This window comes from Myxococcales bacterium, assembly GCA_016716835.1.
Classification (GTDB): domain Bacteria; phylum Myxococcota_A; class Polyangia; order Haliangiales; family Haliangiaceae; genus JADJUW01.
Genome location: JADJUW010000002.1, coordinates 259,163 through 272,040 on the forward strand (window position 1 = coordinate 259,163; position 12,878 = coordinate 272,040).

General features: G+C 57.7%; 12 protein-coding genes and 1 tRNA gene. 10 read left to right on the top strand and 3 right to left on the bottom strand.

The genetic code is table 11. The features are described from left to right. Window positions 1-10 precede the first annotated feature (10 nt). The 3 genes from IPL79_15970 to IPL79_15980 are packed head-to-tail and all read right to left on the bottom strand — an operon-like array spanning window position 11 to window position 1,539. Window positions 11-751 carry an SDR family NAD(P)-dependent oxidoreductase gene (locus IPL79_15970; GenBank protein ID MBK9072475.1) on the bottom strand — a complete coding sequence of 247 codons (741 nt, stop codon included), beginning with the start codon at window positions 749-751 and terminating at the stop codon, window positions 11-13. 13 nt (window positions 752-764) lie between these two features. Further along, window positions 765-1,058: a GIY-YIG nuclease family protein gene (locus IPL79_15975; protein ID MBK9072476.1), complete on the bottom strand. Its 294-nt coding sequence runs from the start codon at window positions 1,056-1,058 to the stop codon at window positions 765-767. A gap of 13 nt (window positions 1,059-1,071) precedes the next feature. Then, window positions 1,072-1,539, bottom strand: a complete 468-nt coding sequence (locus IPL79_15980; GenBank protein MBK9072477.1) for a DNA starvation/stationary phase protection protein — start codon at window positions 1,537-1,539, stop codon at window positions 1,072-1,074. 167 nt (window positions 1,540-1,706) lie between these two features. On the opposite strand from IPL79_15980, the gene IPL79_15985 reads away from it, so the two are divergent. The 10 genes from IPL79_15985 (at window position 1,707) to IPL79_16030 (ending at window position 12,874) form a co-directional block, all read left to right on the top strand. Next, window positions 1,707-1,778, top strand: a tRNA-Asn gene (locus IPL79_15985). Between the two features lie 152 nt (window positions 1,779-1,930). Beyond that, window positions 1,931-3,175: an integrase arm-type DNA-binding domain-containing protein gene (locus IPL79_15990; GenBank protein MBK9072478.1), complete on the top strand. Its 1,245-nt coding sequence runs from the start codon at window positions 1,931-1,933 to the stop codon at window positions 3,173-3,175. After that, window positions 3,172-4,023 (top strand): hypothetical protein, encoded by an 852-nt coding sequence (locus IPL79_15995; GenBank protein MBK9072479.1) that lies wholly within the window; start codon window positions 3,172-3,174, stop codon window positions 4,021-4,023. Before IPL79_15990 ends, IPL79_15995 begins: the two co-directional genes overlap by 4 nt. A gap of 62 nt (window positions 4,024-4,085) precedes the next feature. After that, entirely contained in the window at window positions 4,086-4,394 is a 309-nt protein-coding gene (locus IPL79_16000) for an AlpA family phage regulatory protein (protein MBK9072480.1), read from the top strand. Continuing rightward, window positions 4,391-6,655, top strand: coding sequence for a DUF3987 domain-containing protein (locus IPL79_16005; GenBank protein ID MBK9072481.1), 2,265 nt, complete (start codon window positions 4,391-4,393; stop codon window positions 6,653-6,655). Before IPL79_16000 ends, IPL79_16005 begins: the two co-directional genes overlap by 4 nt. Before the next feature lie 968 nt (window positions 6,656-7,623). Then, entirely contained in the window at window positions 7,624-8,556 is a 933-nt protein-coding gene (locus IPL79_16010) for an SEC-C domain-containing protein (GenBank protein MBK9072482.1), read from the top strand. A 211-nt stretch (window positions 8,557-8,767) separates the two neighbouring features. Next, complete coding sequence (locus IPL79_16015; protein ID MBK9072483.1) at window positions 8,768-9,184, top strand: BlaI/MecI/CopY family transcriptional regulator; 417 nt, start codon at window positions 8,768-8,770, stop codon at window positions 9,182-9,184. Further along, entirely contained in the window at window positions 9,181-10,203 is a 1,023-nt protein-coding gene (locus IPL79_16020) for a hypothetical protein (GenBank protein MBK9072484.1), read from the top strand. The genes IPL79_16015 and IPL79_16020 overlap by 4 nt, the downstream gene beginning before the upstream one ends. Window positions 10,204-10,322: 119 nt before the next feature. Continuing rightward, complete coding sequence (locus IPL79_16025) at window positions 10,323-11,651, top strand: TolC family protein (GenBank protein ID MBK9072485.1); 1,329 nt, start codon at window positions 10,323-10,325, stop codon at window positions 11,649-11,651. Then, window positions 11,648-12,874, top strand: a complete 1,227-nt coding sequence (locus IPL79_16030) for an efflux RND transporter periplasmic adaptor subunit (GenBank protein ID MBK9072486.1) — start codon at window positions 11,648-11,650, stop codon at window positions 12,872-12,874. Before IPL79_16025 ends, IPL79_16030 begins: the two co-directional genes overlap by 4 nt. The last annotated feature ends 4 nt before the right edge of the window (window positions 12,875-12,878 follow it).

Here is a 12,878-nt window from a genome sequence, read left to right on the forward strand (position 1 = left end):
TGTCGGCGCCCTAGAAATTTAAGCGGCGAAAGATAACAGACGGCACGCACTTCATGGCCATGCCAACCAGCGCCCATCGGCGCGGCACATAGCCGCTCGCGCTACCTCCCTTGGCGGCGAGTCGAAGCGAGCGCTTTGCAGCCTCATCGGCGGTAATGACCCAGAACAGATTTTTGGCGCCACGGATCATGTCGGTTTCGACGTAGCCGGGCTTAATGGTCACAATGTTGACGCCATAGCGCGTGCAGCGATTGCGCAGCGCCTCGAGATAGGTGGTTAGGGCGGCTTTAGACGTGCCGTAGGCTGGCGTGTTGCGACGCCCGCGTTCGCCCGCAATGCTCGAGATGCCGACGATGCTGCCGCGCCGGACGGCTTCGAACTTGGCGGCAATAGGGTTCATCCACGCCATGGCGCCAATCACATTGACCGCAATCGTGGCCCGCTCCTTCTCAAAGTTGTATTCGCCCTCACGGGTGAACTTGAGGATGCCAGCGGCATAGACCAACAAGTCCAGCCCTCCGAGGTCGCGCTCAATGCGCTCGAGCAGCGCGGGCACCTCGGCGTGGTTTTCGACGTCGTGGACGTAGCACTTGATGTTGTCGGGTGACGTCTGCTTAATGCGCTCAAGCTCATCGGCGCGGCGCGCTAGGATGGCCACCTTGGTGCCACCGCGCGCGAGCTGCGTGGCCATGGCTGCCCCAATGCCGGAGGATCCGCCAACGACAATTGCGTGCGTAAACGTTAAGGCCATGACGCCCACTAGTTTACCGCCTTGTGGCAAGCGCGGCGCCCTGCGCGCGAAGAAACGCGAGTTTTTGTGCCCGAGGCTGCGCTTTCACCGCGGCTTCGAGTCGCTGCGCCGAGGCCCGATCGGCGCATGCAGCCGTGGCGAGCAGGCGTAGCGGTCCGCGGCCGCGCGTATACTTGGCGCCCTTGCCCGCGTTGTGCTCGGCGAGGCGCTTGGCGACATCGCGCGCGATGCCGGTGTAGAGCGTCTTGTCGGCGCAGCGCAGCAGGTACACAAAGTAAATGGGCGCGCTCGGCGCGGGCTTGGCCATGCGGGTGCGGCGGTTAGGCGAGCAGGCTGCGCAGCATCCACGCGGTTTTTTCGTGGGTCTGCATGCGCTGGGTGAGCAAGTCGCAGGTGGGTTGGTCACTGACTTCTTCGGCGATCTTAAACACCTCGCGCGCGGTGCGGGCGACAGTTTCATGGCCGGAGACGAGCTTTTTGATCATGTCGGTGGCCTTGGGCACGCCGCTATCTTCTTTGATCGCGGACAGCTCGCCGAATTGCTTGTAGGTACCCGGTGCCGGAAACCCAAGCGCGCGGATGCGCTCGGCAATGAGGTCCACCGCCAGCGCCAGCTCGTTGTAGTGCGTCTCAAACATGAGATGCAGCGTCTGAAACATGGGGCCGGTGACGTTCCAGTGAAAATTGTGGGTCTTGAGATACAGCGTGTAGCTGTCGGCCAGCACGCGCGACAAGCCGTGGGCGATTTCTTTGCGTTTGCGTTCTTCAATGCCGATATCGATTTTCATAGGGCCTCTGTCGCCAACTCTACTCCCGTTTGTCGGCAAGCACAGGCCGCCGCCACACGGCCGCCGAGACCGCCCCCAAAACGCCAAAACCCCTGCGCCCGCCCGCCCCGCGGCCTTGACAACCCCCCGGCTTTCGAGCAATTTGGCGGTCCACCATCGGTGGGTCTTCCGGGGTAGCTCAGTGGTAGAGCAGGCGGCTGTTAACCGCCTGGTCGGAGGTTCGAACCCTCTCCCCGGAGCAGCTGCTTTGTCCGTTACTGAACAAGGCTGTCCATTAAAGCTATAAAATTCAATAAGTTGAAATGATGCCCAATCCAGGCAGGCCCGCCGGCATCCGTGGCTGTTCAGGTACATCTAGGACCTTTTAGGTATACCGGCTAGTATACGAGAGGTGGGCAAGCCTTCCCGTATACCTAAATCACCCAAACCGCTCAAAAAGCCGCTGCGGCCCGCCGATAAGCCATTCACCGTAAAAGAGGTGGAAGCAGCAAAGCCAAAGCAGGCTAGGTACCTTTTGTGGGAACCAGGCGGCCTGGTTTTGGAGGTGTTGCCCTCCGCCAAGAAGGTCTGGCGCCATCGCTATACAAAATACGGCAAGCAGCACTGGTACAAGCTGGGCGATTACCCCGTGGTGTCACTCGCCGATGCCCGGACCGCGCTGGCTGAGGTTAAGGTGTCGCTGGCCAAGGGCGGCGATCCAGCAGCCGAGAAGAAGCAGGCCAGGGTGGAAGGGGCCAATACCTTCAAAGCCGTGGCGCTTGAATGGTGCGAAACCAATGCGGCAGGCCTCAAGCCGAGGACGGCCAAGCAGCGGCTAGACAACCTCACCAATCTCATCTTTCCCTCCCTTGGTCACCTGCCAATTGCCTCAATATCCGCATCAGTTGCGCTCCAACCGCTCAAACGCATCGAGGCCAGGGGCAAGCACCACACCGCGCGGCGCATGCTGCAGCATTGCGTCGCCATTGCCGACTACGCGATTGCTAAATCGGTATTAAAACTCAATCCATTTCAACCTCTCCGGCGGCTCATGAAGGCCGAGACCGTTAGGCACCAACCTGCAATTATCAAGCCCGCCCGCTTTGGGCAGCTATTACGAGCCATAGACGCTTATAGCGGCGATGCGATCACCCGCCATGGGTTGCAGTTGCTGGCGTTGTTCTTTGTTCGGCCAACGGAGTTGAGAACCATGCGATGGACGGCCATCGACTTCGAAGCCCGGCAATGGAGCCTTTTCGCGACCCAGAGGAAAGAGAAACGGGAACTTGTCGTGCCCCTTGCTAGGCAGGCGGTTGAGATATTGACGCAACTTCGCGATATGACGGGCGATAGAACATACGTCCTTGGTTCGCGGCTCGGAGATAAAATTCTGAGCGAGAACACGTTTAATAGCGCATTGCGGCGAATGGGGTTTAGCGGCGATGAGCACGTAGCCCATGGTTTCCGAGCAAGCGCACGCACCATGATGAATGAGGTGCTTAGATGCGAAGGAGAGCTAGTTGAGCTTCAGCTAGGTCGCGAAATCCCCGGCCCGATGAGCGCAACCTACAATCGGGTTGAGCGAATCGATGACCGCACAGCGATGATGCAGCGGTGGGCGGACTATCTGGATGAGTTAAGGGGTGGCAAACCATGAAGCATGCTCCAGCGGCACCGTCGAGCCCTCTGAAAAGGTTTGATGTCGTAAAGGCCTTGAGAGGCCCAAGTTTTTTCAAGGCATACCGCGATAACCCCCTCGCCGAGATTCGCAGTCGAGCGATTATCGTTGGCAAAGCCATCCTTGGGCAAGACGCAGAATCAAATGCCTTAGTTGCGGAGGCCACGAGGTGGCGGACGTTGATAGCGTCTATGCTAACGCCTGGCATTTATCTCGGAAGCGCGGCAGAAGAGAGCCGTTTTGATGAGCTACGGTCCTGGTTGATCTTTATCGACCGGTGCCAGAGCAAGACCGAAGACGACCTTCCGAAGCTTGCACCAAAAGACCGCAAAGAGGTGTTGAGAGTATTTGCCTTGGAGCGAATCGCGGCGGTGCTGGTGGAGTTCGACACGGGCTTGCCCTCAGTGGGCAAGACGCTAACTTTGGCGACCTACCTCACTGAGGCACTGCTTGCCAGTCTCTACATGCGTGACGCGGATTCGCTAGCAATTGCGCTTGCAAGCGCGCAGGCAAGCGCCCTAAGCGGCGCCCAAGGGGGCCGGCAAACCAAGGCCTTGACGGCCAAGGCATATGCTTTCATTTGGGTTCGGTTTGATCAGAAAATGAAGCAGCTCGACAAGCAGGGGAAGCCTCCCTATCAAAGCTATACCCAAGCCTCTGAAAAACTCGCCGCGGAACTTGAATACAAGATTTTGGAGGCGGCACGAACCTTGAGAAATAACCCGATCGGGGCTGACGGTATTCTGAAAGTCCTCACAAGGACCGACGATGAGAAAAATATTTCGCGAGAATTTGCGCCAATAAAACGAACGCTTAGCCGCAACTAGTCAGGGGGGAGGGGGGCCTCCTCCCGGTTTTGCATGGTCGCAACAGTCGTCATGTTGGATGCATGTTGAAAAACAACGACCCAATTAGCCCCCCTCCTCACAACCCCGCTTCGAGCAGCAAAAAGTTTACGTTGCTGCGGATCGGCGACCTTCTAGAAAAGGTGCCGATGTGCCGATCGTGGATCTACGACCAAGTAGGTAAACGCCTCTTCCCGCCGCCCGTCGGAATCGGCGCCCGCGCCGTGGCGTGGGTGGAAGCTGAAGTCGATCAGGTCGTCGAGGCCAAGGTCGCCGGTAAAACCGAAGCAGAAATCCAAGAACTGGTGGGCGAGCTGGTTGCTGCGCGCGCCACCAGCGGAGGTGCTCAATGAGTCGCGAAGAAATGCTTACGGCGGAGGCAGTCGCCGCGGTGTTGATGGGTAAGCCGACGGCATCAGGTGGTTGGATGGCGCGCTGTCCGAGTCACGACGACCGTACGGCCAGTCTGAGCATCGCGGAGGGCGCAGGAGGCAAGCTGCTATTGAAATGCCACGCTCATTGCGAATTTGAAGACATTCTTGCCGCGGTCGACAACGAGTCTGCCCGCGAAGCCAGCAAAGCGCCGTCGAAGAAGCAGGGCTTCGGCGCGGCGTCGAGCAGCCCAATCGTTGCGACCTATGACTATTGCGACGTGAACGGCACGCTGCTCTACCAAGCGGTTCGCTCCGAGCCCAAGTCCTTCTGGCAACGCCGTCCCGATGGGAAGGACGGCTGGATTAACAACATGAAAAGCATCACACGCGTTCCGTATCGCCTCCCGGAGTGGTACGGCCAAAACTCCAAGAAGCCTATCATCATAGTCGAGGGTGAGAAGGACGCGGACACAGTGTGCGCACTGGGGCTGCTGGGCACCACCGTTATGGGAGGGGCGTCGGCGTGGCGCGACGAACTGGCAGCTTGGTTCACCGATCGCACGGTCATAATTATCCCCGACAATGACGAGGCGGGCGAGAAGTTCGCAACGGCTGTTTACGCGTCGCTGGTCAATGTGGCTGCGTATGTAAAGATCGTTCGATTGCCGGGACTTGCAGAAAAAGGCGACATCAGCGACTGGGTGGAAGCTGGTGGAACGAAAAAGCAGTTGATTGAAATTTCCAAATCCACACCTCAACTTAGAGGGGGAGCGGCCATGTCAGAGACCATCGAAGTTGCCGAAGTTGACACATGCTTGCCACGGCCGCTGACTCGCGTAGGGACCACGCTTCCATTGTTTCCGCTTGATGCGCTGGGGCCGGTGCTGGGGGCTGCCGCTAAGGTGGCGGCAGAGTGTATCCAGGCCGATCCTGGTGTCTGCGGAACCTCAATCCTGGCCGCCGCCGCCTTGGCATGCCAGCCTCACGCCAACGTTGAACTAGATGGACGAACCTACCCGCTGTCGTTGTGGTTTCTCACCATCGCCGAATCAGGAGAGCGTAAGAGCGCTGTCGATAACCTCGTTCTAGTTCCGCATCGCGAGTATGAGGCGGTGCAGTGTGAGCGGCGCAGAATTGAGCGCGCCGACATCGAGCAGCGTATGCGTATTTATGACAACAACGTTTCCAGAATTGGCAAGGGAAAAAAGTCTGACCATGAAAGCGATGTAGCGGCTCTGAAGCAACTTGGCAAACGCCCCGAATTTCCACCAAGCGGCATACTGGTTATGGCTGAGCCAACTTTGGAATCTGTCCACAAAGAATTCCTAGCTGGCGCCTCGTCCCTGGGCCTTTTCTCAGATGAAGGAGGTCAGTTCTTTGGCGGGTTTAGTATGGGGAAAGAGCATGCAATGGGGGCTATTTCCGGCTTGAGTAAGCTGTGGGACAACGGAAGCGGGGAACGCGTGCGAGCCAGCGAAGTACCTCAAGTCTATCGCAACCGACGGTTCTCCTCTCACCTAATGGTGCAAGGCATCATTGCCAACCGGGTATTTGGGAATTCGCTGTTGTCAGGTCAAGGGTTCTTGGCTCGAACTCTAGTCTGCAAGGCAAAGGCGATGGCGGGCACACGGATCTACAAACGCAAGGATGCAATGACCTCTCCGGAAGTTGAATTCTACTACAACGCAGTTAATACATTGTTTGGTCTGCCGTATCCGACGGCCGGCAAGTCCACCGGGGAGCTGAAGCCACGGACTATTGGTCTCTCTGAAGCAGCGACGTCGGAGTGGATTCGCGTGTACGACATGTTCGAGGCGGGCATTGTCGACAAGTATGCGACGATCAAGCCTTGGGCCAGCAAAGCAGCTGAGCAAGTCATCCGCATTGCCGGCGTACTTACGCTGTTCGAGAACCCGTACGCAAACGAGATCCCCGAGGATGCGATCGTCCGGGCAACGAAAATCGTCATGTACTACATGGACTGCACGTTGGCTGAGACGGAGGAGACAGCCTTGCCCGAAGCGGTCCGCAACGCGCTCGGCATTTTGGCGTGGTGCAAGAAGAAAAAACTGACCGAGGTCACCTCTGAAGACACCTTGCATTACGGCCCAATCGCTACACGCACGGCGTCGGTGCGCGATGCGGCGATGAAGGTGCTCGTTGAACACGGGTGGGCGGTTCAGCGCGGCGCGAAGAAGGCTTGGACCATTCGTATCGACGTGGACAGCCGCGGCGAATGAAGGGCCGGTGCTAGGTTGCTAGGTTTGCTAGCTCGGCTACAACGTCGGGTCATTTGGCGCGTGAAACGAGAGTACTTAGCAGAACTAGCAACCTAGCAGCGTGGGGCCTGCCATGCGTGCTTCCGACAGCCCTGACATCTTGGGGCGAGCAGCCAATGGCAACACGATGGTTAGCCTTACCTCTAGCCATCGTGGACCGGGTTGGTTCCTACGTCCCGCAGCTGCATGGCTCTGGTAGAAGTCGGTATCGGTTCCCGATTGTAGATGGAGACCGAGCGCGGCCGAAATTTTTCTGGTGAAATTGGATCCGGGCGACCCGCGCCCGCAACTACGACGCCGTTAATCGTCTGGGCGAACCAGCGGCCACAGCTATACGTCCAACACCAGGGTACGAACGACGTAGTTTGCCTATGGCCAGCGCGGCCGAGCCACGTCGTCTCTCGAATGGCGCGGGAACCATCTCAGTAAAACACTCGGTGCGGCTGGCGCGGTGCGTAGACCTGCCACGCGCCGTCGAAAACGAAGAGGTGTTTACCAGACAACCGCGGAACCCACGGCGTAAGGTTGAGAGTCAACGTAGACGATGTCTGCCTTACTAGACAACGGCGACGACGCGTGTCGTGGGACTGGCGTTCTCGGCTCGCACCTTCCTAGAAACCACTGCTCGACCGAGAGTTGGTTGCAGATCTCCCTCGAAAAATTTTGTTGGCAACACCGAGGCATCGCAATTAAACTAAAAAAGAACAAAAGGAGTTCGAACCATGGCAAAACCAAAAAACAGCGGGAAAGAATGGACGGCAACTGACAGAGCAGCGCTAGATCGTCTGGCCCGTGGAAACACTCCTACGCGAGTCATTGGACTAAAGCTTGAGCGCTCGCCGTCCGCGGTTCAGTCGCAAGCAAGCAAGCAGAATACTTCGCTTAAGCCCACCAATCAATCACCTCGGCCCGGCAAGCGGAAATAGCATTTGCCTAGTTTATCCAGGAATGGTCCATGCCACTGTGGTTCTGGCAGGAAATACAAGAGATGTCATGCAATCGTTGATGAGATGCAAAGCACCCCTTGTGCTGCGCCGTCGCCGAAAAAGTTCGCCTCTCCTGATGCCACCGCTAGTGTCGAAATCGCTGACGCAATGCATCGACTCGGACAGTTGATATCACTGGCGCCGGGACCGTACCATGGGAAAAGCTCGATGCAACCGCAGCCTCGTGAGCTGTACAACTGGGAGATCGTTGCACCAGCGATGGTTTTCAGTGCGGTGAGCTGTGCGCTGTCTCTGATTTCTCTTGCAGGTGCGGACGCACCGAGAAGGGAACAGGACGCGTTTGTTCTCACTCGCCGACTTTTCGAACATCTAATCCAATTTTCCTGGATTGCAATCGACCCCACGACTCATTGCAAACGCTGGGTCGACGACGACACCTTCTATCGAGTAAAGACCCACAAGCGCCTAAACGAGATAGGTAAGCCTCAGCTTGACCAGACGCAAATGGATGAACTTGCATCGCTACCCGGCAAAAAATTGCCAAATTTACTGGAGTTAACCAAGGAAGTAGCTGCTCACTGGGATCCTATTTTGCAAACACCTCGCCCTGATGTGGGGTTTGAGTTGATCTATGCGGTAATCTACCCTTACTCAAGTTTGTATGCGCATCCGAGCCCAAGAAGTTTGTCGCCCTACGTAGTCGGTGTTGACGCCGATGGGACCTTTAGAATTGGATTCGATAAGTTGGGACCAGTAAATTACAGCGCTTACACACTCGCACCGACGATTATGGCACTTTTACTGTTGGTCTCGAGCCGAGTGCAAGGATTTCCCAAAGCTGTCGATGTCAAAAAAATATATACGGCGAATCAAATTGTTCAAGCAAACTCCCACACTAACCATGTAGATCTGTAAACGCATTTGTGATTGAGAGTTCAATCGTCAGCATCAGCTGCGCCATGATGGTCCGATTCACAGCCGCTGAGCGCTATCGCGAGGCCATAAATTGCGATCACAACGGTTTTGGGAAGTTGTCGCATTTACTGAACGTTATCAGAGTTGACAAGTCCACTGCAATAACCTACTACATGTAATAGTAGATGGCACGACAAAGGAGAATCTGGCTGTGACATTTCGCCTGCGTTCAGGGAAAAAAGGGTTAGAGCTGCGGCTCCATGATCTGGAAGCCGCTATCATGGACATTGTGTGGAGCAAGCAGTTAACGGCATTCGCCGTACTCGATGTGCTCACCGTGCTCGAAAAAAAGCGAGGGATTGCTTACACCACCGTGATGACGACGGTTGGACGCCTTTACGAAAAAGGGTTGCTATCGCGTGAGCGCGATGGCAAGCGCTATCGCTATTCGCCCAAATTAACCCGCGAGCAATTCTTAGAAGCAACGGCGCGCACCGTGCTCAATGAGGCCGTAGGTAGCCACCAGGCCTTAGCCATGCTGGCCGAAAAAGTCTCAGAGGCATCGGCGGGCGAGCTCGATGAGCTTGAGGCACTTATCTCGCAGCGTCGCGAGGAGCTTGAGACGTGAGCGAGGTGGCATTTCCATTGCTGGGTGCGGCCATCGTGATGTTGTTGGTATTGCCAGCATGTGCCTTAGTTGCCAAGGCCGCGCTCATGTTGCTGGAGCGCCATGAGGCACGCGGCCCATTGCACGGCTTGGCCGCGCGGTATGTTGTCCTCACAGCTGCGAGCATCCTGCCGCTAGCGTGGTTTCTTTCTGCGGGCTTGCATCAGGCCGAGGCCGGCGAGTCGGTGCTCGCGTGTCTGTTTGATCATCATACCGCAGAGCTGTGCTTTGAGCCGGGGTTGTTTGCCTTGACGCTTGCGCTAGTGGTGGTGGGACTTGGTGTTGCCACTATGGAACGCCACGCCGCCCCGCGCGCCTCGCTCGTGCCCGAAGCCGCAGAGCTGGCGCGACGTCTTGAGGGTATTGTTCAGACGCATGCGGAGCTGAACGACTTGCAAGGGCGCATACGAATTGTCGACGTGCATGGGTTCTCGCTGAGCACAACAGGACTAATTCGGCCAACCATAGTCATTGGTCTAGCGTATGCAGCGAGCATTTCAGATGCCATGCTTGCTAGCGCGCTGGGGCATGAAGGCGAGCACGTCCGGTCGCGCGATCCACTGCGCTACTTCATTCTTAACCTCGCGCTGGCGATAAATCCATGTAGCCGTTTTTTATTGGCGCCACATGCGACGCGTTGGTATGCCGCGCGCGAGGTGCATTGTGATCGCGAAGCGGTGATACGCGGTGCTTCTCCACTGTCGCTCGCAGAGGCTATTGTGCGCGCGGCGCGGCCGAGTGTTCGCGAGTTGGTGGCGCTTGGTGCGCGTGAGACCGCGGTCCTCAAATTTCGGATTGGGATGCTGTTTGCGTTCGCCGAGCATGCGCCGACGCGCTGTTGCCATCGCAGCATCTCGGCGTTTCCCGTGGCATTTGCTTTGCTTATTATCGCGCTGTTGTTGCCGCATCAGACAGGCACGGCGGCGCTTGATGCGATTCATGTCGGCGCAGAACACGCGCTTACCTACTTTTGGCAATGAGGCTCCATATGGCTACATTTAATTCGATCTGTTTGTCGTTTATTACTACTGGTCATAGTAGCAAGTTGCTTGTGATCGCATGCTCGCTGCTGGTTGGCGCGTGTGCACGTTCTTCAAATATGCGCGGCAGTGCTGATCGTGCAGAAACGCCACCTCCTCATTTGCGCGACGTTGTCGAAGGTAGTGCCGATGATGGGCATCCAGAGCATGCGGCGCCAGTGCCCGATCCTGCCGCAAGCGGAGAGGTATCGCTCGGCGGCATTTTTGCCTATGCAGACGTGCACTCACCCGTGCTCGCCGTGGCGCGCAGCACGCGTTCACGGGCAGAAGCGGCGCGAGCGGCAGCATTGCCGCTGTTGCCGGGCAATCCCGAACTTACCGTGGCCGTGGGTTCCTTGCGCAGCTCTGCGGAGTTTGGCAACGATGTCGAAATTTCTCTCATGCAGCCAATCCAGATCTCCGGCGTGCGCGGCTTGCGACTTGACGCGGCCGATCGCATGGGTGAGCTAACCGACGCCGAAATCGAAGAAATTCGTTGGTTTGTTCACTGCGACATTCATGCCGCGTTTCATCAGGCACTCGTCGAACAAGCGCGTGTGCGCTTGGCGGAACGCGTGGTGGAATTTCAAGCGGAGGTGCTGCGCGTTGTTGAGAGTCAGATACGCGCTGGTGAAGCCGCGCCGCTTGCGTTGCGCCTAGCCCAAGCCGAAGTGGCGCAAGCGCGACAAGTTTTGGTCGCCGAACAGCAAGCATTTTTAGCGGCGCGAATTCGACTGGCACAACTCGCGGGGTGGCCGGTGGCGACGCCGCCCATGCCGGGCGGCAGCGTCGATACGCCGACGGAGCCGCCAGCATATGAACGCCTGCTTGAGGTGGCGCGTGGGCAGTTGCCAAGCCTGCGCACAGGTGCGGCGCGTGTTAGCGAGGCGCAGGCGCGGGTCGCGATGGCCAAGCGCGACGTTTGGCCGCGGCCATCGCTTGGCGTGCAGTACCGCCGCGAAGGTGGCGTTGCAAATGAAACGGATTTGGTTACGTTGTTAGGTGTTATCTCGCTTGAGATTCCAAGTTTTCAGCGCAACCAGGGCGAACGCGCACATGCGCGCGCCGATGCCACCATTGCCGAGGCTGAGTTATCGGCGATGTCGCGTCTGCTCGACGGCCAAATTGCCGAAGCGCGTAGCGCCGTGGTGGCGGCCGCTAGTCGTATGCGAGCCTACGGCACTGATATTTTGCCGCGATTCGAAGAAAACCTAGCGTTGCTTCGCCGCTCGTTTGAACTGGGAGAAATCGACATTCTCGCGCTATCAACTGGCCGCGAGCGGTTCCTGCGCATTCAGAGCGACGCGCTTGCCGCACAACTTGATTACTTTGTCGCCTTGGCCAGCCTCGAACGAGTGGTCGGCGTTGATTTGTGGCGCGACGATCATCACCAGGAGAGCAACCCATGATTCGCTTCGTACACTCACTATTCATCATTTTCTTGTGTGTCGCGTGCGGTAAGTCGGCAGACAAACCGGACGAGCATGCTGACGAAAAAGGCGGCCACAAAGAGGAAGGCCATGAAGAAGGCCACAAAGAGGAAGGCCATAAGGAAGAAGGCCACAAAGAAAGTGAAGGCGAGGGGGAAGATGAGCACGAAGGGGAAATTCGCGTCTCCGCCGAGGCCCTTGAGCGCGCTGGCATCCGCGTGGCAGTGATCGAGCGCCGTGCGCTAATAGGCGGCTTGGCGATTCCAGCAGAAATTCAATTTGAGCCGAGCAGCACCGCGCATGTAAGTCCGCTGGTGCCAGGTCGCATTACGCGCGTTGCGGTGGCGCTTGGCGATCGCGTTAAGCGTCGTCAGCTCTTGGGCATCGTCGCCTCGAGCGATGTTTCGACCGCGCGCGCGCAGCTCGGCCAAGCGCGGGCACGGCTTACCGCGGCAGAGGCGACGCTGAAACGCCAACAACAACTATCCACTGAAGGCATCGGTGCGCAACGCGATGTGATTGCCGCTGAGTCGCTAGTCGCCGAGCTAAAAGCGGAAGTCGAAGGCGTGCGGCGACAGCTTTCTGTGTTTGGTTCCGGCAGTGCGGGAGAATTAGCGCTGACCTCGCCGATCGACGGTGTGGTCGTTGCCGTCAACGGTACCCTTGGCGAGACCGCAACGCCTGACGAACCTGCCTTTATCGTCACAGATCCAACCAAGGTTTGGGTGCGAGGCAATGTGCCCGAGCTTGAGTTGAGCCGGCTTGTCGCAGGATCTGCCGTGGTCGTGCGATTGCATGCATTTCCCGAGCTTTCCATGGCTGGCACGATTTCCTATATTGCGCCTGCGCTCGATGAATCGACGCGGGCATTGCCTATACGCGTTACGCTAACTGCGCCAGATGCGCGCTTGCGCAGCGGGCTGTTTGGTAGCATTGAACTCTTGGGTGGAAGTGCCGATGAGCGCGTACTCGTCGTGCCCGCAGATGCCGTAGCCACCATTGAAGGTCAAACGGTGGTGTTTGTGCCCGCAGATGAGCCAAATACGTTTAGGCCACAGCCAGTTGCGCTGGGGCGCCGCGCGGGCGGTTTGTTCGAGCTTGTCTCCGGGCTAAAAGAAGGCGACTCGCTCGCCGTCAGCGGGGCATTTACGCTCAAGAGCGCGGCAAGCACCGGCGAGCTATCCGAAGGCCACGCGCACTAAGGAA